This is a genomic window from Janthinobacterium sp., assembly GCF_009923995.1.
Lineage (GTDB): Bacteria > Pseudomonadota > Gammaproteobacteria > Burkholderiales > Burkholderiaceae_D > Janthinobacterium.
The window spans coordinates 1-22,714 of record NZ_RFSK01000032.1 but is presented as its reverse complement, the minus strand read 5'-3'; the positions used below and the strand labels follow the sequence as shown (position 1 = coordinate 22,714).

The window sequence follows — 22,714 nt, the reverse complement described above, 5'->3', positions numbered from 1 at the left end:
TTTGCCCACGGTCCACGTGTTTGCCTGCAGCGGCCGCTTCGCCTCCTGGGAAGCGCTGCAGGCTTATGTGTCTCCCGCGTACACGGAAGACGGCGACGCCGTGCCGTCGCCATTCATGCTGGAGACGGGTCTCACGGACTACGAACCGGCCTGCATCGAGAGCGCGTTGCAGGCCTCGCCCGCGCCGCTGGCGCAGCTGCTCGACGGCGTGTCGTATGCCGGCAGCTGGCTGGCGCAGGCCTGCGCGGACGCGCACGGCATGCTGGTCGACACGGGCGTGTGCGTGTTTGCGCCCAACCGGCTGGCGCATCCGCAGCGCAGTTCGCTGCATTACGTGGGCAGCTACGCCTATTGCGCCGATGTTCCCGGCGACTGATCGCCATCGCCGCGCCCCTCGTGCAATAGCTTGTTGACGCTGGCCAGCAGGCTGGTGCCCGAGGTGGTGATGAAACGGGCGCCCGCCGCTTCCGCTTCCGTGCCGTAGCTGGCCACCGTATCCTTGCTGCAATATACGACGATGGGCAGCTCGGGCCGGGCTTGCCGCACTTCGCGCACGGTGCGCACGCCCGCATCCTTGATGCGCCGGCCGTTTTCGGCCCGCGCCATGTCCGTGATCAGCAGCGCATAGCGCTTCTGCTGCAGCATGGCCAGTGCCTGCCGCATGGACACGGCCTGGTCCACCTTGATGTTTTCCCGTTCCAGCTGTTCCACCAGCAAGGTATTGTTGCGCGGATGGTCGTCCAGCCACAGCACGAGGCTGGCGGGCTTTTGCGCCGTCGGCATGCCGGCCAGGGCCGTGACGGCGGCGCCGCCATCGGGCGGGTGGGCCAGCAGCAGCTGCGTGACGGCTTCCTGCATGTCGTCGAGCGACTTTTGCTGCAGGCGGCTCAGTTCCGTGACTTCGATTTCCTTGCCGCTTTCCAGGCGCACGGATTCATTCTTGACGAGGCTGTCTGCCCGCTTGATCATGATGGACAGGTAAATGCGCGTGAGCAGGTAGCCGATCAGGAAGCCGTGCACGGAAAAGAACAGCATGATGCCGCCCACCACCGCCATGGCCGTGGCCGTATCGATGGCCAGGCTGGGCGCGATGAAGGCCGCCATGCTGCGCGCGCTGCCAGGCAGGCTTTTCAGCTCGATCAAGCCTACGCCGACGATGATCTTCGTGAGCCAGTCCGAGACTTCCACCAGGTTGGAATTGATTTCCATGGGCGTGGGCGTGCCCAGGAACAGGGTATTGGCGGGGTTTCCCGCCGCCGCATCGGCGCCGGCGGCCGGTGGCTCGTCCGTGGGGCGGCCCTTGCCGGCGGCCCGTTCGTCGGGCGGGGCCACGTTGACGGTGCCCGAGGGCACGGTGCGGGGGATGCCGAACAAAAATCCCAGCAGCATGCCGCTGACGCAAAAACCCAGGCTCCACAGCAGCGCCGGCACGGCGTGGTAGTAGGGCGGCAGCACGGCCCCGGCCAGCACGGCCAGCATGCCGGCCAGCAGGATGAACAGCAGGATATAGGGCAGCACGTCGCGCTTGCGGGCGGCGGCAAGGCTTTTGGCCGGCTTGCTGGTGCTCTCGGTCTGGTCCACGGGGCACTCCCTGGAAAGCCGTGCCCATGGACACGGCAGTGAATCCGAAATGACGCTGGCGACGTATAAGCATGTGCATGTTGCAACGAGGCTGGCGGCCCGTACTGACATCATAAAAACTGGAGACGCGATGCCATTGATAAAACGCAAACAGCTGGCAGCTTGTACGCTGGCGCTGCTGTCCATGGGGGCCAGGGCCGTGGCGGCAGACCCGGCCGAGGCGGCCAGCGGCGCCGACGAAGCGCGCACGGTGCGCGTGACGGGGCACTACGACAATGCCGTCGGCACGTCGGACGCGGCCAGCCAGGGCGTCATCACGAACGAGCTGATCATCAACCGGCCCGCCCTGCGCACGGGCGAGCTGCTGGAATTCGTGCCGGGACTGATCGTCACCCAGCACAGCGGCGACGGCAAGGCCAACCAGTACTTCCTGCGCGGCTTCAACCTCGACCATGGCACGGATTTCGCCACCTATGTGGACGGCATGCCCGTCAACATGCGCACGCACGCGCACGGGCAAGGCTATTCGGACCTCAATTTCCTCATTCCCGAGCTGGTGCAGCGCATCGACTACAAGAAGGGGCCGTATTTCGCGGGCGAAGGCGATTTCGCCTCGGCAGGCAGCGCCCGCATCCGCCTGGCCGACAAGCTGGCGCCGGGCCAGGCCAGCGTTTCCGTCGGCCAGCACGGCTATGTGCGCGGCGTCGTGGCCGACGCCGTCGGCGCCGGGCCGGGCACCTTGCTGTACGGCCTGGAAGTGAACCGCAACAACGGTCCCTGGGACGTGCCCGAGCACGTGCGCAAATACAGCGGCGTGCTGCGCTACAGCCAGGGCACGCCGGACGACGGTTTCAGCGTGACGGGCATGGCTTATCACAATAGCTGGAATGCCACGGACCAGGTGCCGCTGCGGGCCGTGGAATCGGGCCAGATCGGCCGCTTCGGCAGCCTGGCGCCCAGCGACGGCGGCGACACGTCGCGCTACAGCCTGTCCTACGCCATGCGCAAGCGCACGGAAAACCGGCTGTTCGAGCTGGATGCCTACCTGATCCGCTCGCAGCTGGAACTGAACAGCGACTTCACGTATTTCCTCGCCAACCCGGCCGCAGGCGACCAGTTCCAGCAGAGCGAACGGCGCACGGTGGCGGGCGTGAATGCCAGCGAAAGCTGGAGCACGGAGCTGGCGGGGTTCTCCATGCGCAACAAGCTGGGCGTGCAGGCCCGTTTCGACCGCCTGGCGCCCGTGGGCCTGTACAACACGGTGGAGCGGGTGCGGCAGAGCACGGTGCGCGAAGACCGCGTGCGCGAGAGCAGTCTCGGCCTGTACGGTGAAAACACCGTGCAATGGCTGCCGTGGCTGCGTTCCGTGGCGGGCTTGCGCTACGACGCCTACCGTTTCAAAGTCGACAGTAGTATCGACGGCGACAGCGGCACGGCGAACGACCATGTCGTCTCGCCGAAGCTGTCATTGATCCTTGGTCCGTGGAGCAGGACGGAATTTTTTGTCAACTATGGCAAGGGTTTTCACAGCAACGATGCGCGGGGCACGACGCAGACGCGCCTGCCTGACGGGGAAGCCGCCACGCCCGTCACGCCCCTGGTGCCGACGAAGGGTATGGAGCTGGGGGCGCGCACGGAATGGCTGCCAGGCCTGCAAAGCTCGCTGGCTCTGTGGCGCCTCGATATCGCCTCGGAACTGCTGTTCGTGGGCGACGCGGGCGAAACGGAACCGAGCCGCGCCAGCCGGCGCCACGGCATCGAGTGGAACAACCATTATATTGCCGCACCGTGGCTGCTGTTCGACCTGGACCTGGCCGCTTCGCGCTCGCGCTACACGCAGGATGACCCGGCCGGCAACCATATCCCCGGCGCCATCGGCAAGGTGGCGTCATTTGGCGTGACCGTGACGGACCAGGGGCCCTGGTCGGGCGCCTTTCAATTGCGCTACTTCGGCCCCCGTCCCTTGATCGAGGACAATAGCGTGCGCTCCGCCTCGACGACGCTGGCCTACGCGCGCCTGGCCTACCAGCTCAACCCCAAGACGCGCATCACGCTCGATGTCTTCAACCTGTTCAACAAGCGCGCCAGCGACATCGATTACTACTATGCGTCGCGCCTGCCCGGCGAGGCGGCGGACGGAGTGGAAGACCGGCATTTTCACCCCGTCGAACCCCGTTCCGCGCGCCTGACCTTGTCATATGCGTTTTAAAAGGCGTAGACTGCGGCCATGGCGCCCGCTGTGGGCGTCAACAATAATAAGATTGAATGACAGATAACTTAGTACATACCAGCAAATTCCTTTCCCTCATACTGCGCCACGCCCCCGAAAAAATCGGCCTCGTACTCGATGCCCAGGGCTGGGCCGACATCGGCCAGCTGCTGGCCCAGGCGGCCCGGCATGGCCGCCGCCTTTCCCGTGAACAATTGGATGACGTGGTGGCGCGCGACAGCAAGACGCGCTACGCCATCAGTGCCGACGGCTTGCGCATCCGCGCCAACCAGGGCCACTCGCTGGCCGCCGTCGACATCGGCTTGCCGCCCGCCGCGCCGCCCGCCATGCTGTACCACGGCACGGCCAGCCGTTTCGTCGAGTCGATCCGTGCTGCCGGCCTGCTGCCGGGATCGCGCAATCACGTGCACTTGTCCAGCAACCGCGAAACGGCCGTGGCCGTGGGAGCGCGCCATGGCAAGCCCGTCGTGCTGACGGTGGATGCGGCCGCCATGCAGGCGCACGGCCACGCGTTTTACGTGTCGGCCAACGGCGTGTGGCTGACTCATGCCGTGCCGCAGGCCTTCATCGGTTTTTCCTGACGGGGGGCAGGACTGCCCCTTCCACGCGGGTTCAGATAGCGAGCTTGCGTTCGGCCATCCACTGGACGATGGCGGGATCGCGGTGGGAGAAGAAACTGCTGGTGCCCGTTTCCAGGGTGGCGATGGCGGCCATGTCCGCCTCGTCCAGGTCGAAATCAAAGATGGCCAGGTTTTCCGCCATGCGCTCGCGGCGCACGGTCTTGGCCAGTACGGCGATGCCCCGGTGCGTGAGCCAGCGCAGGACGACCTGGCCGACGGACTTGCCGTGTTTGCCGGCGATGCCCAGCAGCACTTCATTCTGGAACAGCTTGTTGCGGCCTTCGGCGAACGGCGCCCATGCCTGCGGCTGCACGCCGTGTTCCAGCATGAAGGCCACGCCGTCGGACTGCTGGTGGAAGGGGTTGACTTCGATCTGGTTGACGGCCGGCGCGATGTCGTTGAAGGCGATGATGTCCATCAGCCGGTCCGTGTGGAAATTGCTCACGCCGATGGCGCGCAGCTTGCCGCTGCGGTACGCGTCCTGCATGGCGCGCCAGGAACCGTGGACGTCGCCAAACGGCTGGTGGATCAGGTACAGGTCCAGATAATCGAGCTGCAGGCGCCGCAGCGAGTCGTCGATCGCTTGCGTGGTGCGCTCGTAGCCCGTGTGCTGCACCCACAGCTTGCTGGTGACGAACAGCTCCTCGCGCGCCACGCCGCTGTGGGCTATGCCCTGGCCGACGGCCGCTTCGTTCATGTAGGAGGCCGCCGTGTCGATCAGGCGGTAGCCGGCGCCGATGGCGTCGATGACGCTGCGCTCGCATTCGGCCGGGTCGGGGATCTGGAAGACGCCGTAGCCGGCGATGGGCATGGCGATGCCGTTGTTCAGTGTGACATGGTCCATGGCTAAGCTCCTTCGGTAATTAACAGGAGCTACTCTACGACTTAATTCATTGCTTGATAAGCCGCTGGAATCGGCATGCTCTTATTAGCGGGGCTAATGAATCGCCCCGCTCAGGCGGAAATCAGCTTGATATCGGCCACCCGCTCCACCAGCCACACGGCCGCCACCAGGGCGATGGCCAGCGAGCCGACGGTCAGCACTTGCCGGTAGAACCAGGTCTTGCGCAGCAGCCAGGCGAGGGGCAGGAAGGCGGCGACGATGGCCAGCTGGCCGATTTCCACGCCCACGTTGAAGCCGAACAGGCTGGCCAGCAGGGAGCCTTGCGGCAAGCCCAGGTCGCGCAGCACGCTGGCGAAGCCGAAGCCGTGGATCAGGCCAAAGGCGAAGGCGGCCACGGGGCGCTTGCCGCGGAACAGGGGCAGCAGATTGTTCAGCGCGGCCAGCACCACCGAGGCGGCGATGGCCGACTCCACCCAGCGCGACGGCAGCGAGACGAGCGACAGGCTGGCCAGGGTCAGGGTGATGGAATGGGCCAGCGTAAAGGCCGTGACGACTTTCAGCACGTCGACGAACGCCCCCCGCAAGCCTTGCCGCTGCTCGCGCAAGCCGGGCAGCAGCACGGCCGGCAGCAGCAGCGACAGCAGGAACAGGATATGGTCATAGCCGATCCAGATATGCCAGATGCCGTGCTTGACGTAGGCGCCGAACTGCGCCAGGCGGTCGGGCGCGGCCAGGGAAATCGTCTGGCGCGGGCTGTCCGGGTCGAAGATGGCCGTCTGCGTGGCGCCGCCGCTGTCGATCTTCAGCAATCCCTTGTGCTGGGGATCGAGGTCGGCGAACAGGGTGTAGCCGATGCTTAAGTTGGCTGGCGCGGCGTTGCCGGGGCAGGTGGCCGCAAAGCGCAGCACGTTGTAGGCGCCGTCCGTGTGGCTGTCGATCAGCTGCTCGACGGCCTTCAGGGGGCACACGCCCTCGTCGCCGGCCACCTGCAGGCGCTGCAGCGCGTAGGCGGCAATGGCGGCGTGGCGGGCGCGGATCTCGTCCCACGTCAGCGCGCCGTCGCCATTGCCGTCCAGGCCGATGGCGAAATCGAGGTCGCGCAGGGCGATGTCCCATTGCCCCTCGATCTGCTGGCCGTGCACTGTCAGGCTCAGGTAGCTGTCGCTGGGCTTGTGGGCTTGCGCGGGAACCAGCCAGGCGCACAGCAGCAGGATGACAAGGCAGTGTTTCACAGGACACCTGCTTTCTTCGCGGTACTGATTTTTTGCCCGTCGAGGGGACCCAGCTGTTTTACCAGGCGGTGCAAGGCGACGTCTTCCACGCCGTTGGCCGCGATCCACGCCAGCGCGGGTTGCGCGGCCGCAAAGTTGCGCGCTGCCAGGGCCGCTTCGAGCAGGATGCGCATGTCGGGCACTTCCTTCTGGATGGTCCAGTTTTTCTGAGCCAGCTGCAGGGCGGCGGGGATATCCTGCTGCAGGAACAGGGCGAAGCGGGCCTGTTCGCGCTGGTGCACGGTGTCGCCGCGCTGCATGGCGGCATTGAAACGGGCCGCCAGCTCCGTCTTTTCGGCCTGGAAGGCGGCCGGCCGGACGGGCAGCGCCTGCAGGGCCAGCGCATGGCGCAGCAGCAGGGCGTCGATGCGCTGCTGGTCCTGCAGCAGCGTGACGACGTCCTGCGGGCGCTGCTGGTCCAGCAGGAAATCCGCGTAGGCGCCCAGCAGGTAGCTGTCGCGCGGCTGCCGCGCCAGGGCCGCCTTGTAGCGCGCCTCGGCCAGCGCCGTTTCGCCGCGCCGCGTGGCCATTTCCGCCAGCAGGGTCTGGGCCCAGCTTTCCAGCTCGGGCGCCGCGCCGGCGCTCCTTTGCACGGTCAGGTCCAGCAGGCGTTCGCTGCCGGCGGCGCGGCCCGTGACGCTGGCCACGTTGGCGAGGCAGGTGACGGTGACGAGCTGCGCGGCGAGGGCCGACAGGCGCGCGCAGGCGGCCGTTGCCTTTGTGTAGTCGCCCTGCACGGTGAGCACGGTGGCGCGCGTCAGCCAGGCCTGCCCGTTGGCCGGTTCCTGCGCGATGATGGCGTCGAGGTCCTGCAGGGCGGCGTCGAAATGGTGGGTGCTTTGCAGGATGGTGGCGCGCAGCAGGCGCACGGGCACGGGCGGCGCCGCCTGCCGCCACCACGGCGCCAGGGCCGCCTGCGCATAGCCCAGGTAGCGCGGGTCCGTCTCGCTGCGCGCCAGGGCGATGTAACGCTGCGCCAGGCCGGTGGCCAGGGCCAGGTCCTGCGGCCTGGCAGTGAGTTGCTGGCGCAGGCCGCGCAATGCCATCTGCGTGGCATCGGCGCGGCGCGGCAGCTGCTCGATGACGGCGCTGCCATCGGCCGGCGTGTAGGGCGCGGCCAGGGCCAGCACGGGCAGGCAGGCGCACAGCAGGGAAATCGGTGTCTTCATCGCGGACGCTTCCATGTCGACGGCGGAACGGCACGGGCGCCGGGGACAGCCTGCCCCGGCGCCCGCAAGGGCTTACAGCGGCACGGGCTCCGTGTTTTCCGGCGAGGTCGCCACGATGGCGTCGATGCTGACGCCTTCCTTGTCCTCGCTGGTGGTCAGGATGACGTTGCTGACGGCCACAAAAAAGGCGTCGAGCATGGCCACGGGAGGCGGCGTGGTGCCGCCATTGTCGCCGCCGCTGCCGCTGTCCGTGCCGCCGCCACCGCAGCCGGCGAGCAGGGCCGTGAGCGCCAGGGCGCTGATTACATGCAGTTTTTTCATCGCGTTCTCCTGTCGGGTTATTGCTGCGGCGAACCGGCCACGGGGTTTTTCAGGTAGGGGAAGCCTGGCGTGAAGAAGGTTTCATCCAGATAGGCCCCATCCGTGAAGTGCAGGCCGCCGGCGGGCGCGTCGGATGGCGCGCAGCCGATGTTCAAGGTGCACAGCTTGCCCATGGCCACGCGCAGCACCACGTCGACGACATCGTCGCCGGGGCGGCGGCCGTTCGGAAAGCCCGCGTTGTCGCCGCCGATGACGCCCAGGCGGTTTTGCCCGCCCACCGGCGTGGGAGCGATGGACGTGTTCAGGCGCAGCATTTCAGAGGCGACGACGGTCGCCGGCTGGTTCACGCCCTTGATGCCCGTCAAGAAGGTGGCCACCAGGTCGTTGCGGGGGAAGTTGGTGGGCGCCTTGGCGCCTGCCGAGCCGTACAGCACTTCCACCAGCGCCGGCGCCGTGGGATTGGTGACGTAGTCGGCAAATTGCGCGTCACCCGATGGCTTGCTGGCGTTGAAGCGGTCCTTGTCCTTCAGGCCGATCACCAGTTCATTCACCAGCGGCATGCCCAGGCGCGACACCTGCACCCACGCGCCGCCTTCCTTCGAGGCCGTGGTGGTGGTGCCCGGCGCCGGATTGAGCAGCCGGCCCTGGCGCAGGCTGGCCGTGGTCCAGCCGCCGATGACGGGGTCGCTGCCCGCCGTCAGGCAGGCGGTCGGCACTTCCATCTCGATGGCCGTGACGTTTTTCTTGGCCAGGTCATCCTTGGCGGCCGATTCCGCATTCGCGGCGAATTCCGTGGCGGGCGCCTTGATGTTGATCAAGTCGAATGTTTCGCCCAGGTTCACGACGAAGGGGTCCTTGCGCTGGCCGACGAACATGCGCGCCGGCGTGGCGCAGCCGGGGATGTTCACGGAATAGACGTGCTGCGCCGCATAGGCCGCATAGTTGGGGATGGCCTTGTTGCCGATGTTGTCGACGGGCTTGTCGAAGGTCGCGCCGCCGCCCGAGGCGTTGGTCACGCTGCTGCGCGTGCCCGTGCGGCGGTCGCCCCGCACCACCGTCACGGTGTACGTTTCGCGCACGTTCAGGCCGGCCGGGTTGACCGTGTCGATGGCGCCGCCATTGATGACGAGCGGAATCGACACTTTCTTGCCGCCTACGGTGAACTGGCCATCCTTGATGGTGTTGGTGAAGCGGAACTGGAAGGTGATGTCTTCCTTGCCGTCGCCATTGTTGTCGATGTGGATTTCGTACAGGGCGTTCGGGTCCATGGCGAAGTAGTTCGGCCCGCCATAGGCATCCTGCAGGGGCACGTAGTCGGCCACCAGGGTGGTGTAGGCGCCGCGTCCCGCCTCGTAGCTGCGGAACATATAGAAGTCGGTGCCGTCGACTTTCGGGTTTTGCGTGATGAAGGGCGCTTCGCGGTGGCTGGAAGCATGGGCGGTTGGCGCGAGGACCAAAGTGAAGGATACGGCCAGCAGGTTGCCCAGGAGTGCGGCGCCCAGAGCGGTTTTCGAGTGATGCAAAGACATGTCGATTCTCCCTGAATTGTTATACGCAGTGGCAGGACTTGCGGAAATTACGGGACTGCATCACTTGTACGGGGCGCCAGCACGATCAGATTCAATTCCTCCACAATTAATTTTTGGGTAGCGGAATGAACGGCCGTCGATCGTCAGGGGCTGGCGCACGCAGTCGAATCTACGCGCGTATTGCATGTCAGTAAGAATAAATATTTTGTGGACAAGAAAAGACAGGCCCGCGGCTGCCGGCGATAGCCTGTTGCGCTATGCCGGCATGTATGCAGGGGCAAAGGCTGCGCGTGGGAATGCGTGACTTTTGCGGATATGAAGTCGATAGGCGTGAAATGCCCGCTTGACGGGCGCCGCGCCGGCTGCAAGAGTGGCTTACCAGGCCAGCATTTTGGGGCCGAGGGCGGCGCCGAGGGCGGTGGGCACCAGCATGCCCAGCACATACCAGAAGCCGACGAAGCTGGCGGCCAGCTCCGGGCAGTGCAGGCAGTACACGAGGGCGGCCAGGGCGCCGGCGGCAAAACCGGCGGCCGCGCCCGCCAAGCGCAGGCGCGTGGGCGCCCATTGGCGCATCAGGCGCAGCACGGCGGCCAGCAGGGGCAGCGACAGCATGGCGATCAGCAAGGGGCAGCTGCGCCAGGTGGCGCCCCAGAACAGTTCGGCGCGCTGTTCGGGCGGCGCTTCGTTCAGGATGAGGGCGCCCAGCGCCCACATCAGCAGCAGGGGCACGGCGATCAGCATGGGCAGGGCGCGCGTGCTGGCGCCCGGCACACACAGGCGGCGGCCGACATGCGAGGCTGCCAGGCAGAGGCAAATGACGAAACCGACCTTGATCCAGAAATCCGGCAGCAGGGCCAGCTGTTCCAGGTTGGGCCGCACGCCCAGCAGCATGGCCATCAGCGCCACGCTGGCCAGCAAGCCCGCGCCCAGGGTGGCGCCCGCGCGCCAGTACGCGCCCGGCGGCGGCGCGGCGGCCACGTCGGGGCCGCTGGCCAGCATGGCGATCAAGTCATCGGTTTTCATGGTGCAGCTCCCTCATTGCCTGTCCTTAAATTGGCCGCCAGTGCCTTCAAGCCGCGATGCACGGCCACTTTGACGCTGGCTTCCGAAATGCCCATGGCGGCTGCCGTGTCGCGCACGGACCAGCCGTCGAGCTTGGTATGCACGATGGCGTCGCGCTGCTGCGCAGGCAAGCTGGCCAGCAATTTTCCCAGGTCGCGGCTGGCTTCGGCCGCCTCCGCGTCGGCGCTGGAAAACAGTTCCTGCGTGTCATCTTCTTCGTCGTACGGCAAGTGCTGCGCTTCGCGCCGCGCATGCCGGCGCAGCCAGTCGATCAATTTGTAGCGCGCGATCGCATGGATCCACGACGTCAGCGGCACGCCCGTATCGTACGTCAGGCGCTGGTTGTGGATGGCCAGCAAGCATTCCTGCACCAGATCTTCGACCTCGTCCGGCCAGCGTTGCAGGCGCCGCCGCAGGAACGCGCGCAAATGGCCGCTGGTGGCTTGCAGGAAGCTGCGGTAGGCCGCCGCATCGCCGTCGAGCCCGCGCAGCATCAGGCCATGCAGCCGCAATTCCGTGCCATGCAGGTGTTCGCTTACAGGTATTCGTTGCATGCAGGCCTTTGGTGACAGGCAATGAAAAAAATAAATCCAACAATAATCGATAACGGCTGTAACCAATCCGGCCATCGCGGCGAATTGACAGGCAAGCACGTTTCTTCATTCACTATACCGGGTAGTCATCATGCATATCAAGCACCGCCTTGCCGCCAGCCTCGTTCCGCTCTGCCTGTGGGCCGCGACGGCACCCGCGTACGCGCAACTGGCCGCCGGCCAGCGCTGCGCCGTGCACAGCGGGCCGCAGACGGCGGCGCTGGTGGAACTGTACAGCAGCGAAGGCTGCTCCAGCTGCCCGCCCGCCGACCGGCGCCTGAATGCCCTGCGCCTGGAAGCGGGCGCGTCCAGCCTCGTCGTGCCCCTGGCCCTGCACGTCACGTACTGGGACCAGATCGGCTGGAAGGACCCGCTGGCGCAGCCGCAATTCGATGCGCGCCAGGCCGAACTGCTGCGCCACCAGCCCCGCCACGTGGCCTATACGCCCCAGTTCTTCGTGGGCGGCACGGAATTGCGCGGCTGGGAGGCGCAGTTGCCGCAGGCCATCCGCCGCATCAACGCCACGACGGCGCACGTGGCGATCAGCCTGTCCGCCACGCCGGGGCCGGAGGGACAATTATTGCTTGAAGCGGATGCCAGCGCGCCCGATGCGCAGACGAACGGCCAGCTGTACGTGGCCATCAGCGAAAGCGCCATCGTGTCGAAAGTGCTGCGCGGCGAGAACCGGGGCGCCACCCTGCAGCACGATGCGGCCGTGCGCTTGTGGCTGGGGCCGGTTGCGCTGGCGCAAGGCCGCGCCCAGCTGCGCCGCGAAGTCAAGCTGCCCGCCAGCTGGCGCCCGGAGCAGCTGCAAGTGGTGGCCTTCGTGCAGGGGGCCGACAGCAGCGCCATCCTGCAAGCCGTCAGCACGGCGCAATGCGCGAAAGGAGTGTTGTGATGTCTACGCCGACTGTTTCCAGCGCCGTGATTCACCCCGCCTGGCTGCGCCTCACGCACTGGCTCAATGCCGTGGCCGTGGTGGTGCTGGCCACCAGCGGCTGGCGCATCTACAACGCGGCGCCGTTCTTCCCGTTCGAGCTGCCGCGCGCGCTGACCCTGGGCGGCTGGCTGGGCGGCGCCCTGCAATGGCATTTCGCCGCCATGTGGCTGCTGGTAGGCAATGGCTTGCTGTATCTGGCGATCAACATCGCCTCGGGACGGCTGCGGCGCCAGTTCTTTCCCCTGACGTCGCGCCTGCTGCTGGCCGATTTCGCCGCCGCGCTGAAAGGCAAGCTGGCCCATGCGGACCCCCGCCGCTACAACATGGTGCAGCGCGCTGCCTATCTGTTCGTCATGCTCGACTGCATCGTGCTGGTGCTGTCCGGCCTGGTGCTGTGGAAATCCGTGCAGTTTCCCCTGCTGCGCGAGCTGATGGGCGGTTATGACAGCGCACGCCGCGTGCACTTCATCGCCATGGCGCTGCTGACGGGTTTTGTCGGCGTACACCTGGTGATGGTGGCCCTGGTGCCGCGCACCCTGGTCGCCATGCTGCGGGGACGTTAAAGGAGACCATCATGAAAAAAACCATCCTCGTGCAGGAAGAGGGCCAGGCCATGCTGGCGGACGCCTTGCGCCAGATCAGGCAGCCGTCGCGGCGCCAGTTCCTGCAGCGCAGCCTGACCCTGGGCGGCCTGTCCCTGTTGACGGGCTGCAATGCCAGCGACCCGTCCAGCGTCGAGACGGCCCTGATGGCCGTGTCGCGCTTCAACGACCGGGTGCAGGGCTGGCTCTTCGACCCCAACAAACTGGCGCCGACCTACCCGGATTCCATGATCACGCGGCCGTTCCCCTTCAACGCCTATTACGGCGAGGACGAGGTGGAAGAAGTCGATGGCGACGCGTGGCGCCTGGAATTGAGCGGCCTGATCGCCGACAGGAAGCCGTGGAGCCTGCCGCAGCTGCGCGCCTTGCCGCAGGAAACCCAGATCACGCGCCACATCTGCGTGGAAGGCTGGAGCGCCATCGGCAAGTGGGGCGGCGTGCCGTTTTCCCATTTCCTCAAGCGCATCGGCGCCGACACGACGGCGAAATACATCGGTTTCCGTTGCGCCGACGATTACTTTACCAGCATCGACATGGCCACGGCCCTGCATCCGCAGACCATCATGGCCCTTACCTACGACGGCCAGGAATTGCCGCCCAAGTATGGCTACCCCATGAAACTGCGCATGCCGACCAAGCTGGGCTACAAGAACCCCAAGCACATCCAGGCCATGTTCGTCACGAACACCTACCCGGGAGGATATTGGGAAAACCAGGGCTACAACTGGTTCGGCGGTTCCTAGGACGACGGCAAGGGTGGCCATGGTGCATTGCCATGTCGTACCAGGCGTACCGCCTGCGGCAATGCGCCTGGCCCGGCCACCTCCCGGCCTTCCTATTTTTTAGCAGCACGCAGCACCCGTAGCACGGCAATAGCTTTACCACCGGGCAATCTCGCCCATCCAACACTGAGACAAGGACATATCATGAAAACCACGACCACCACCTTCGCCGCCATCGTCGCTTCCGCCATCCTCCTGTCCGGCGCCGCGTTTGCCCAGGATGCCATGAAGAAAGACCCGATGGCCAAGGACGCGTCGGCCGATGCCATGCACAAGGATGCCATGGACAAGGACGCGATGGGCAAGGACGGCATGAAAAAACCGATGGCGAAGAAGCACATGAAGAAGGACCACATGGCCAAGGATGGCATGAAGAAAGATGAAATGAAAAAGGATGACATGAAGAAAGATGCGATGGCCAAGGATGCGATGGCCAAATAAGCGGGCTGGCAAGGTGTTGCACCGGCAGGCGCGCCATCGTTGCACGGTGGCGCGCCTGCCGTCGCTTGGCCAGCGGCTTGTTGGCATCCATGACAATTTGCTAAAATTGAAAACTGATTCAATAGCAATTGCTGGAGTAACGATGCCGATGCATGAAGCAAGCTTCCCATTCCGCCGCGTGGCAGCGGTGCTGGCCATCCTGCCCGGGCTTGGCCAGGCGATGCCGGGCGCGACCTGTCCGCCGCAAGTGTATCCGCAGGAAGCGCGCCGGTATGAACTCGATGGCAAGACGACCATGCGCTTTTCCGTAGGGCAGGATGGCAAGGTGGCAACGGCGTCCGTGGCACGCAGTTCGGGGTGGAAAATGCTGGACGATGCGGCGCTGAGCAATGTGCGCCAGTGCGTGTTCCCGGCTGATAGGGCGGCCAAGGAAAATTTCAGCGTTCAATACGCATGGGACCTGGACGATACCGAGCTCCTGCGTCCCTTGCTGGTGCCCGGCAGCTGCCAGCCTTCCCAACGTGTCCAGGGCTATAACAACCTCGACAAATCGACCAGCAATGACAGCGGCGTCGTGCTGCGCATGTTGATCGGCAGCGAAGGCGTCCCTGCACGCATCGTGGCAGAAGCGCCGGGCGTGCCAGCGGAACTGGTCGAGGCGGCTGTTGCCTATGTGCAGGGTTGCCGTTTTGCCATCGATCCTGAAGTTGGCGGCACGCGCAGCTGGAGCACGTATGGCAAGGTGCTGCTGCGCCGCCCGCCCCTGTAGTAAGCTTGCACTGTCCACATCGTTTTCTTGCCGAAGTCATGACCGAACCATCCGCCGCCGCTGTTGCCACCGCATCGTCTCCTTCCGACAAATCGATCCGCCGCCGCTCGCTGTTCGCCGCCTGCAGCGCGCATGCCGTGCATGACGGCTTGACGGACGTCATCTATGTGCTCCTGCCCATCTGGCAGGCGCAGTTTGGCATCAGCTACGCCGTGGTGGGCCTGTTGCGCGGTTCGTATTCGGGCATGATGGCGGGCTTCCAGCTGCTGGCCAGCCGCCTGGCGAAACGCTGGGGCCGCGAGCGCCTGCTGGTGGGCGGCACGGCGCTGGCCGGCATCGCCTATCTCGTCGCGGGGCAGGCGGGCGGCCTGGCCGTGCTGCTGATCGCCTTGCTGCTGGGCGGCCTGGGCGCCAGCACGCAGCATCCGCTGGCCTCGTCCATCGTCACCGACACGCACGAGGCGGGCGGCGGCGTGAAGGAAGCGCTGTCGCAGTACAACTTTGCCGGCGATATCGGCAAGACCCTGATCCCGGCCCTCGTGGGCTTGCTGTTGCTGGTGTGCAGCTGGCAAGCGAGCGTGTCCCTGCTGGGACTGCTGGGCTTAGCGGCGGCCGGCCTGCTGTGGTGGCTGCTGCCCAGGCCGGGCGACATCCAGGCCAGCCAGAAAAAAGTCCTCAAGCCCGTCGCGGGCAGCGGTTCGCCTGCCAGCTTCCGTGCACTGCTGGCCACGGGCACCCTGGACAGCGCCGTGCGCATGGGCTTTCTGACCTTTTTGCCATTCTTGTTGAAAAGCAAGGGGGCGGGCACGGCCGGCATCGGCGTGGCTCTGTCTCTGCTGTTCGTGGGCGGCGCCTTCGGCAAGCTGCTGTGCGGCTACCTGGGCGCGCGCATCGGCATGATGAAGACCGTGTGGCTGACGGAATCGATGACCTCCGCGCTCATCGTCGCGGCCCTGTGGCTGCCCCTGACCGGCATCATGGCCATGCTGCCCCTGCTGGGGCTGGCGCTGAACGGCACCTCGTCCGTCCTGTACGGCGTGGTGCCGGAACTGGCGGAACCCGGCAAGCGCGAGCATGCGTTTGCCCTGTTCTACACGGGCACCATCGGCGGCGGCGCGCTGGCGCCCGTGCTGTTCGGCGCCTTGGGCGACCGGACGAGCGTGCCCACGGCCCTGCTGGCGCTGGCGGCGCTGTTGCTGCTGACCTTGCCGCTGGCGTGGCAGGTGCAGAAGGGCGTGGCGCACCGTGGCGCCACCTGACAGGACGGCTCGCATGCGCCTGCCATTGCCGCGCGATAAACATGACACGCAAAACGCCCACGCCCTCGTCGCCCTGCGCTGGGAGGAGCTGCAGCCGCTCATGCCGCACATCCTCGAGTGGGTCCAGGACGCGAACTGGCCCGTGGCCGCCGTGCTCCTGCCGTATCTGGCCGGCATCGGTCCGCGCCTGGCGCCGTATGTGCAAACGGTGCTGGCCGGCGACGACGAGCCATGGAAATACCTTGTCTTGCAGCGCATCGTGCGCCCGTCGCCCGGGCTGGCCTTTGCCCTGGACGGGGAATTGAGGCGCTTCGCCCGCGCGCCGACGCTTGCCGAGCTGGAGGAAGGCGTGGCCGAGGCGGCGCGGGAGATCTTGCGGGACAGCGCCGCCGGTGCGGCGTGACTTGCCCGCCGGCACCCCCATCGTCTACACTCGCCGCATGAAAAATTTTGAAAAGCGGCGCGACCGCTATGATTTGTTCCGCGCGTTCGACAATCCCCTCGTCAACATCAATTTCCAGCTCGACGTGCCGGATTTCCGGCCCTGGTGCAAGGAACGGGACATTCCCGTGTTTCACTTCTTCCTGTTCTGCCTGCTGAACACGGTGAAGGAAATCGACCAGTTCATGTACCGCATCTACCGGGGCGACGTGATCAAAATCGACGATTTTCCCGCTTCCTACACCGTCATCAATGGCGACGAGAACCTCAACTACACGCGCTTCACGATGACGGACCAGCTGGACCTGTTCATCGAACGCAGCCTGGCGGCGAAACGCCACGCCGAAGCGAGCTGCGCGCTGATCAACACGGGCGAGGGCGACAGCGAGCGCGAGCAGCGCAACAACATCTTCATCACCTGCCTGCCATGGCTGGAACTGGCCGCCATCGAACATCCCGTGCACCGCCACCGCGACGCGGATATCCCGACCTTCACCTGGGGCAAGTTCGGTCCCGCGCAGGACGATGGCCGCATGCGCATCCCGTTTTCCGCGCAGGCCCACCATGGCTTCGTCGATGGCTACCACGTGCAGAAGCTGGCGCAGGCGCTGTCGCGGCGCATCGCCGCCATCATTGCCTAGGCCGACAGGTAGGCGCCGGGCGCCTGGCCCAGGGCGCGGCGAAAGGCGGCCGTGAAGGCGCTGGGGCTGGCGTAGCCCAGGTCCAGCGCGATGCGTGTGACGGGCTGGCCGGCGGCCAGCCGCGTGATGGCGGCCAGCAGGCACGCCTGCTGGCGCCACTGGGCAAAGCCCAGCCCCGTCTGGAGCCGGAACCGGCGCGTAAACGTGCGCCGGCTCATGCCGGCCCGGGCCGCCATCGCATCGAGGCCCGTGTCCAGGCTGGGCTGCTGCAGCATGTCCAGGCACAGCCGCGCAAGACGGGGGTCCTGCGGCAGGGGCGTATTCAGCGGCAGCGGCGCCATGGCGGCCATTTCATCGAGCAGCAGGGCCATCAGCCGTCCGGCGCGCGTCTCGGCGGCGTACAGGGGGGGCACGGTGACGGCTTCGGCCAGCAGCTGGCGCAGCAGGGGCGAGGCATCGACGACCTGGCAGTGCGCCGGCAAGCCCGCCGCGGCGACGGCGCTCCCGTCCATGAAGACATTGTGCATGGTCACGGCGCCATGCATGCGCATGGCGTGGCGCAGTCCCGCAGGCACCCAGCAGGCGCGCTGCGGCGGCACCAGCCAGTCGCCCTGCGGCGTGTGCACGCTGATGGCGCCCCGCGCCGCATAGGCGAATTGCCCGCGCGCATGGCTGTGGCTGGGAAAGAGGGTGCCGGGAGCGTACTCGCGGGCCGTGGCGATCAGCGGGCGCGGCACTTCCATGTAAAAATCGTCCATGGCCCGTACTCTACAGTATTTGACCTGGCATCGCGCGCGGGCCGCCGCCCGTGCCGCTACCATGCAGGCTTTTCCTGCAAGGATGCATATGCACAATACCTATCACCGCGTGGGCCATGGTTCCCACGCCGTCATCGTCCTGCACGGCTGGTTCGGCGACGCGCACGCGTTTGCGCCCATGGAAGCGGGTCTCGACGGCCAGGCGTTTTCGTATATTTTCATGGACAGCCGCGGCTATGGCGGCATGCGCGGCGCGGCAGGCGCATATACGCTGGACGAGGTGGCCGGCGACGCGCTGGCGCTGGCCGACGCGCTGGACTGTGCCAGCTTCAGCGTGGTCGGGCACTCGATGGGCGGCATGGCGCTGGAGCGGCTGGCCCTGCTGGCGCCGCAGCGCCTGCGCAAGCTGGTGGCCGTGGCGCCCGTGCCCAGCTGCGGCGTGGCCTTCGATGCAACGGCCCGCGCGGCATTTCTTGCCGCCGCCGACAGCGTGGCGGCGCGGCGCGCCATCATCGACCGCAGCACGGGCGGCCGCCTGCCCGCCAGCTGGCTGGACTGGAAGGCGCGCTATTCGTGGGACAGTTCGGACCGGGCGGCGTTTGCCCGCTATTTTCTCGCGTGGAGCGAAACGGATTTCAGCGGGGAAGTGCGGCGGGCGGCGCCGCCACTGCCCCTGCTGGCGCTGGTGGGCGAGCACGATCCCCGTTTCGACGCGGCCCTCGTGCGCCGCACCCATCTGGCGTGGTATCCGCAAGCCCGGCTGGAAGTGCTGGCCAATGCGGGACACTACCCGATGAATGAAACGCCGCTGGCCCTGGCGGCCAGCATCGAGGCCTTCTTGCGGGAATAAGACTGCTTATGCGGTCTTGGCGCGCAGGCGCAGCAGGCTCAGGCCCAGCAGCACGAAGGCGCCGCCGCAGATGCGGTTGAACAGCCTGGCCCGTCCCGGCGTGGCCAGCTGGGTTTTCAGCAGGCGCGCCAGGTTGGCGTAGAACAAATGGGCCAGCATGGCGCAGGCGACGAAGGAGGTCGTCAGCACCGTGAACTGGATGGCCACGGGTTCGCCCGGCGTGATGAATTGCGGGAACAGGGCCGAGAAGAACAGGATGGCTTTCGGGTTCGTCAGCGCCACCGTCAAGCCCTGGCGGAACAGTTTCCAGAACGAATTCGGATTCGCCGCGCCTTGCACCACGGGCGCCGCGGCCACGATGCTGGCCTTGCTGCGCCATTGCTTGATGCCCAGGTACACGAGGTACAGGGCGCCGGCCAGTTTCAGCAGCATGAAGGCCGTGGCCGAGGTGGCCAGCACGACGCCCATGCCGGCCATGGCCACGCCGGAAATGATGAACAGGCCAAAGCCATTGCCCATGCTGCTGATCATGGCGCGGCGCGGGCCGACGGCGATGGCATTCGAGATGGCCAGCAGGACGGCCGGGCCGGGAGAAAACGTGACGAGCAGGGCAACGCTGCAGAAAAGCAGCCAGTTCGAGAGGTGCATGGGTGTTCCTGGGTGGGGCCGGGGCCGGATTGAGAGTCAAAACACGCTTATTGTACGAAGTTTTCCGCTCTCTTGCCGGCGGCCCCGGCTGGCGGGAAACCCGCCTAGCCGCAACTCAGGCAAACAGGCTGGCCACCACATGGTTGATGGCGGCGCCGCCGGCGATCAGCCAGCAGAACAGCAGGCCGGCCAGCAGCAGGGGCTTGATGCCAGCGCGGCGGATGGCCGACATGTGCGTCGTCAAGCCCAGGGCCGCCATGGCCATGGCCAGCAGGGCCGTGTCGATGTCCGTGATGGTGGCCACGACGGGGGCTGACAGCCAGCCCAACGAATGGAAGGCGACGACGGCGATGAAGATGAAGGCGAACCAGGGAATGGCCAGCTTGGCTGCCTTGCCGTCGCCGCTGCCGCTCCTGGCCTTGCCGCGTGCCAGCACGGCCGACAGGATGACGAGGAAGGGCGCCAGCATCATCACGCGCACCATCTTGGCGATCACGGCCGCATTCGCCGTTTCCTGGCCGATGGACTTGCCGGCCGCCACCACCTGCGCCACTTCATGCACGGTCGAGCCGATGTACACGCCAAAGGCGGACGGCGTGGCCGCCAGCACATGCCAGCCCAGGTTCAGCTGGTACAGCAGGGGGTACAGGAAGATGGCGATGGTGCCGAACACCACGACGGTGGAGACGGCCACGGTGACGTCCTCGCTGCGTCCCTTGACGACGGGTTCCGTCGCCATCACGGCCGCCGCGCCGCAGATGGAGCTGCCCGCGCCGATCAGGATGGCGCTGTTGCGTTCGAGCTTGAATACCTTGGTGCCGAGGAACATGGCCAGGCCGAAGGTCGACGTGAGCACCAGCGCATCGATGGCGATGCCGGCCAGGCCCACCTGGCCGATGTCCTGGAAGGTCAGGCGGAAGCCATACAAAATGATGCCCAGGCGCAATAACGTCTGCTTGGAAAAGCCCACGCCCGCGCCGCATGCGGGCGCCACGCGCGCATACACACTGTTGCCGAGGATGATGCCGAGGATGATGGCCAGGGTCAGCGCGCTCATGCCGTGGTTTTGCATCCATTCCAGCTTGCCCAGCTGGATGGCGCCATAGGCGATGACCCCGCTCAGCAGCAGGCCGGGCAGGAGGCGGCCGTAGCGGTCGCTGAAACTGGTGGTATTCGGGGTGGATAAGGAAGACATGCCGTACTCCATGGTTCTTGGTTCGTATGACACGACTGTACAGTTTGCTGATTAAATGGTAAAACGGATTGTTTTTGTATGTTTAACCTAAAAAATAGGTAAAAAGGGGCGTGACCATGGCTTTGACTTTGCGGCAATTGCAGATTTTCCTCGCCGTGGCGGACACGGGCAGCACCAGCGCGGCCGCCGAGCAGATCGCGCTGTCGCAGTCGGCCACCAGCGCGGCCCTGAACGAGCTGGAAACCCTGCTGGGCGCGCAGTTGTTCGACCGCGTGGGCAAGCGCCTGGTGCTCAACGACAATGGCCGCCTGCTGCTGCCGCAGGCGCGGCAGATGCGCGACGCCGCCGCCAGCATCGAGCGCCAGTTCGCAGGCGCCGACCCGTCCGTGCCCGTCAGCCTGCAGATCGGCGCCAGCACGACGATAGGCATCTATCTGCTGCCGCAGATCCTCGCGCAGGCGGCGCAGCAGTACGGGCGCAGCATTCCGCAGGTGACCATCGCCAACACGGCCGACATCGCGGCCGCCGTGGCGGAGTTCCGTGTCGACATCGGCCTCATCGAAGGGCCGTGCCACGAGGCGGGCTTGCTGGTGGAGCCATGGCTGACGGACCAGATGCTGATCGTGGCCGCGCCCACGCATCCGCTGGCGCACCTGCGCCATCTGCTCAGCTTTGCCGAGCTGAACCAGGCGGGCTGGCTGCTGCGCGAGGCGGGCTCGGGCACGCGGGAAGCCGTGGAGCAGGCGCTGGTGCCGTATTTGCACTATCTGCGCGCGGCAGGCGAATTCAGCAATTCGGAAGCCATCAAGTATGGCGCGGCGGCGGGGCTGGGCATCGCCTGCCTGTCGCGCGTGGTGGTGGCCGACCTGCTGGCCAGCGGGCAGCTGGTGGAGCTGGAAACCATGTTGCCGCCCCTGGAGCGCAACTTTTACCTGATCCGCCAGTCTAAAAAGATCCTGTCGCCCCGCTTGACGGGGTTTCTGGAGCTGTGCCGCCACGCGTCGCGCATGGCGGGCTAGCTGTGATGTTTCAATAGCTTGTTGCTGCGCGGTTGCGCTGCCGCCTTGCCGCTGGGCGCCTGAACCGGGCGCATCCCTATTTGGGCCGCGACGGCTGCAGGCCCGCATCGGGCGGCACCAGCGTGCCTGCGCGCAAGCGCTTGACGGCCTCGGCCACGGCGCGCGCCACGTTGCGCACTTCTTCCTGCATGGCCGTGTCGCGGTCCAGGGTTTCGTGGCTTTGCGCATAGCTGTCGTAGTAGCCGATGTAGCGGTCCAGGCGCGACTTGGCGCCCGCATCGACCAGGCCCATCCAGTCCAGCCAGTCGGACAGGCCCCGCCGCACGCCTTCGATGCCGGCCACGTCGCCATGCACGACGAGGCCGTATGCGCGCCCGGCCAGGTGTTTCGGATAATCCCAGCCCGCCAGTTCCAGCGCCTTCGCTTCCACGGCTTTCTTGCCGTGCGTGGATGTGGGGTCCGGGTTGCCGCCATCGGCGCACACGAGGCGGTCTATCATCAGCTTGAGCACGCCTGGCGTCTGGTACCAGTACACGGGCGTGAGGATGATGACGGCGTGTGCGGCCGTCCAGCGCTCGTAAATGTCCGCCATCCAGTCATTCGTCTGCCGTTCGCCATGGTTGGGGTAGCAGCTGCATGGCCAGTGGCACAGGGGCATGGCCGTCGAGACACAGCCCTTGCAGGGATGAATGTGCAAATCATACGAGGACGTCAGCAGGCTCAGGTCCAGCACGTCCGCGACGATGTGCTCCCCCAGCAGCACGTTCTTTGCCCATTGCGTCATGCGCCAGGTCTTCGAGATTTCTCCAGGGCAAGAACCGTCATTGCGCGCGGCGCCGCAGATCAGCAGCACGCGCGATGGCGTGGCGGCATCCTTCTGGCGCGCCTCGGCGGCCAGCAGGCGGTCGCGCGTGGCTTTCCACTCCACCGACAAGTCGTAGCCGGGGTCCGCAAAGCCGGGCCCCGCCTTCTGCGTGACGGGCGCCTTGCGGCCCGCCTGGTAATTTTGCCAGGCCACTTCCTCCACCTGCACGAGGGCGCCCCGCACGGCATCGAAGCTGGGATCGGCGTACGAGCGGATGAACTGCAAATGGAATTCGACCCGGCCCAGCGGGGCGGGCGCCTGGCCCTGGCGCGGCGGCGGGACGG

Annotated in this window: 25 protein-coding genes; 13 read left to right on the top strand and 12 right to left on the bottom strand. The window is 66.3% G+C overall.

Annotated elements, in window-relative coordinates:
- The first annotated feature begins 1 nt into the window (after nucleotide 1).
- Nucleotides 2–376, top strand: coding sequence for an immunity 22 family protein (locus EBS11_RS16550; protein ID WP_290604514.1), 375 nt, complete (start codon nucleotides 2–4; stop codon nucleotides 374–376).
- Here EBS11_RS16550 and EBS11_RS16545 read toward each other — a convergent pair.
- Nucleotides 349–1,581 (bottom strand): response regulator, encoded by a 1,233-nt coding sequence (locus EBS11_RS16545; RefSeq protein ID WP_290604512.1) that lies wholly within the window; start codon nucleotides 1,579–1,581, stop codon nucleotides 349–351. The genes EBS11_RS16550 and EBS11_RS16545 overlap by 28 nt on opposite strands.
- 130 nt (nucleotides 1,582–1,711) lie before the next feature.
- On the opposite strand from EBS11_RS16545, the gene EBS11_RS16540 reads away from it, so the two are divergent.
- Together EBS11_RS16540 and EBS11_RS16535 are read left to right on the top strand one after the other, a co-directional pair.
- Nucleotides 1,712–3,790: a TonB-dependent receptor gene (locus tag EBS11_RS16540; RefSeq protein ID WP_290604510.1), complete on the top strand. Its 2,079-nt coding sequence runs from the start codon at nucleotides 1,712–1,714 to the stop codon at nucleotides 3,788–3,790.
- Between the two features lie 56 nt (nucleotides 3,791–3,846).
- On the top strand, nucleotides 3,847–4,392 hold the full coding sequence (locus tag EBS11_RS16535) for an RNA 2'-phosphotransferase (RefSeq protein ID WP_290604508.1): 546 nt from the start codon (nucleotides 3,847–3,849) through the stop codon (nucleotides 4,390–4,392).
- 31 nt (nucleotides 4,393–4,423) lie between these two features.
- Here the strand turns inward: EBS11_RS16535 and EBS11_RS16530 are convergent, their stop codons facing one another.
- The 7 genes from EBS11_RS16530 to EBS11_RS16500 all read right to left on the bottom strand — a co-directional run bounded on the left by EBS11_RS16530 (nucleotide 4,424) and on the right by EBS11_RS16500 (nucleotide 11,181).
- Nucleotides 4,424–5,275 carry an aldo/keto reductase gene (locus tag EBS11_RS16530; protein WP_290604506.1) on the bottom strand — a complete coding sequence of 284 codons (852 nt, stop codon included), beginning with the start codon at nucleotides 5,273–5,275 and terminating at the stop codon, nucleotides 4,424–4,426.
- 110 nt (nucleotides 5,276–5,385) lie between these two features.
- On the bottom strand, nucleotides 5,386–6,507 hold the full coding sequence (locus EBS11_RS16525) for a HupE/UreJ family protein (protein ID WP_290604504.1): 1,122 nt from the start codon (nucleotides 6,505–6,507) through the stop codon (nucleotides 5,386–5,388).
- Complete coding sequence (locus tag EBS11_RS16520; RefSeq protein WP_290604502.1) at nucleotides 6,504–7,715, bottom strand: hypothetical protein; 1,212 nt, start codon at nucleotides 7,713–7,715, stop codon at nucleotides 6,504–6,506. Before EBS11_RS16520 ends, EBS11_RS16525 begins: the two co-directional genes overlap by 4 nt.
- A gap of 72 nt (nucleotides 7,716–7,787) precedes the next feature.
- Nucleotides 7,788–8,036 (bottom strand): hypothetical protein, encoded by a 249-nt coding sequence (locus tag EBS11_RS16515; RefSeq protein ID WP_290604501.1) that lies wholly within the window; start codon nucleotides 8,034–8,036, stop codon nucleotides 7,788–7,790.
- A gap of 17 nt (nucleotides 8,037–8,053) precedes the next feature.
- Nucleotides 8,054–9,565 (bottom strand): DUF4331 domain-containing protein, encoded by a 1,512-nt coding sequence (locus EBS11_RS16510; RefSeq protein WP_290604499.1) that lies wholly within the window; start codon nucleotides 9,563–9,565, stop codon nucleotides 8,054–8,056.
- Between the two features lie 375 nt (nucleotides 9,566–9,940).
- Entirely contained in the window at nucleotides 9,941–10,588 is a 648-nt protein-coding gene (locus EBS11_RS16505; RefSeq protein ID WP_290604497.1) for a DUF1109 domain-containing protein, read from the bottom strand.
- Nucleotides 10,585–11,181: a sigma-70 family RNA polymerase sigma factor gene (locus tag EBS11_RS16500; protein ID WP_290604495.1), complete on the bottom strand. Its 597-nt coding sequence runs from the start codon at nucleotides 11,179–11,181 to the stop codon at nucleotides 10,585–10,587. Before EBS11_RS16500 ends, EBS11_RS16505 begins: the two co-directional genes overlap by 4 nt.
- Before the next feature lie 130 nt (nucleotides 11,182–11,311).
- Between EBS11_RS16500 and EBS11_RS16495 the strand changes: the two genes are divergently transcribed.
- The 8 genes from EBS11_RS16495 to EBS11_RS16460 all read left to right on the top strand — a co-directional run bounded on the left by EBS11_RS16495 (nucleotide 11,312) and on the right by EBS11_RS16460 (nucleotide 17,095).
- A complete protein-coding gene (locus tag EBS11_RS16495; protein WP_290604493.1) occupies nucleotides 11,312–12,118 on the top strand; it encodes a DUF1223 domain-containing protein in 807 nt (268 codons plus the stop codon).
- Nucleotides 12,118–12,723, top strand: coding sequence for a cytochrome b/b6 domain-containing protein (locus EBS11_RS16490; protein WP_290604491.1), 606 nt, complete (start codon nucleotides 12,118–12,120; stop codon nucleotides 12,721–12,723). The genes EBS11_RS16495 and EBS11_RS16490 overlap by 1 nt, the downstream gene beginning before the upstream one ends.
- A gap of 11 nt (nucleotides 12,724–12,734) precedes the next feature.
- Nucleotides 12,735–13,505, top strand: a complete 771-nt coding sequence (locus tag EBS11_RS16485; protein ID WP_290604489.1) for a molybdopterin-dependent oxidoreductase — start codon at nucleotides 12,735–12,737, stop codon at nucleotides 13,503–13,505.
- 183 nt (nucleotides 13,506–13,688) lie between these two features.
- On the top strand, nucleotides 13,689–13,985 hold the full coding sequence (locus EBS11_RS16480; RefSeq protein ID WP_290604487.1) for a pentapeptide MXKDX repeat protein: 297 nt from the start codon (nucleotides 13,689–13,691) through the stop codon (nucleotides 13,983–13,985).
- 142 nt (nucleotides 13,986–14,127) lie between these two features.
- Nucleotides 14,128–14,754, top strand: coding sequence for an energy transducer TonB (locus EBS11_RS16475; protein ID WP_290604485.1), 627 nt, complete (start codon nucleotides 14,128–14,130; stop codon nucleotides 14,752–14,754).
- A 38-nt stretch (nucleotides 14,755–14,792) separates the two neighbouring features.
- Complete coding sequence (locus tag EBS11_RS16470) at nucleotides 14,793–16,013, top strand: MFS transporter (RefSeq protein ID WP_290604483.1); 1,221 nt, start codon at nucleotides 14,793–14,795, stop codon at nucleotides 16,011–16,013.
- Between the two features lie 13 nt (nucleotides 16,014–16,026).
- A complete protein-coding gene (locus EBS11_RS16465; protein ID WP_290604481.1) occupies nucleotides 16,027–16,416 on the top strand; it encodes a DUF5071 domain-containing protein in 390 nt (129 codons plus the stop codon).
- 37 nt (nucleotides 16,417–16,453) lie between these two features.
- Nucleotides 16,454–17,095: a CatA-like O-acetyltransferase gene (locus EBS11_RS16460; RefSeq protein ID WP_290604479.1), complete on the top strand. Its 642-nt coding sequence runs from the start codon at nucleotides 16,454–16,456 to the stop codon at nucleotides 17,093–17,095.
- Here the strand turns inward: EBS11_RS16460 and EBS11_RS16455 are convergent.
- Nucleotides 17,092–17,853, bottom strand: a complete 762-nt coding sequence (locus EBS11_RS16455) for a helix-turn-helix transcriptional regulator (RefSeq protein WP_290604477.1) — start codon at nucleotides 17,851–17,853, stop codon at nucleotides 17,092–17,094. The genes EBS11_RS16460 and EBS11_RS16455 overlap by 4 nt on opposite strands.
- A gap of 88 nt (nucleotides 17,854–17,941) precedes the next feature.
- Here EBS11_RS16455 and EBS11_RS16450 point away from each other — a divergent pair, with 88 nt between their 5' ends.
- Complete coding sequence (locus EBS11_RS16450) at nucleotides 17,942–18,703, top strand: alpha/beta hydrolase (RefSeq protein ID WP_290604475.1); 762 nt, start codon at nucleotides 17,942–17,944, stop codon at nucleotides 18,701–18,703.
- Nucleotides 18,704–18,709: 6 nt separating this feature from the next.
- On the opposite strand, the gene EBS11_RS16445 is transcribed toward EBS11_RS16450, so the two are convergent.
- The gene (locus EBS11_RS16445; protein WP_290604473.1) at nucleotides 18,710–19,351 is read right to left on the bottom strand and encodes a LysE family transporter; all 642 of its coding nucleotides are present in this window, start codon (nucleotides 19,349–19,351) and stop codon (nucleotides 18,710–18,712) included.
- 115 nt (nucleotides 19,352–19,466) lie between these two features.
- On the bottom strand, nucleotides 19,467–20,546 hold the full coding sequence (locus EBS11_RS16440; RefSeq protein WP_290604471.1) for a YeiH family protein: 1,080 nt from the start codon (nucleotides 20,544–20,546) through the stop codon (nucleotides 19,467–19,469).
- A 116-nt stretch (nucleotides 20,547–20,662) separates the two neighbouring features.
- Between EBS11_RS16440 and EBS11_RS16435 the strand changes: the two genes are divergently transcribed.
- Complete coding sequence (locus EBS11_RS16435) at nucleotides 20,663–21,565, top strand: LysR family transcriptional regulator (protein WP_290604470.1); 903 nt, start codon at nucleotides 20,663–20,665, stop codon at nucleotides 21,563–21,565.
- A gap of 76 nt (nucleotides 21,566–21,641) precedes the next feature.
- On the opposite strand, the gene EBS11_RS16430 is transcribed toward EBS11_RS16435, so the two are convergent.
- A partial coding sequence (locus EBS11_RS16430; protein ID WP_290604468.1) for an NAD(P)H-dependent oxidoreductase occupies nucleotides 21,642–22,714 on the bottom strand: 1,073 nt, incomplete at its 5' end.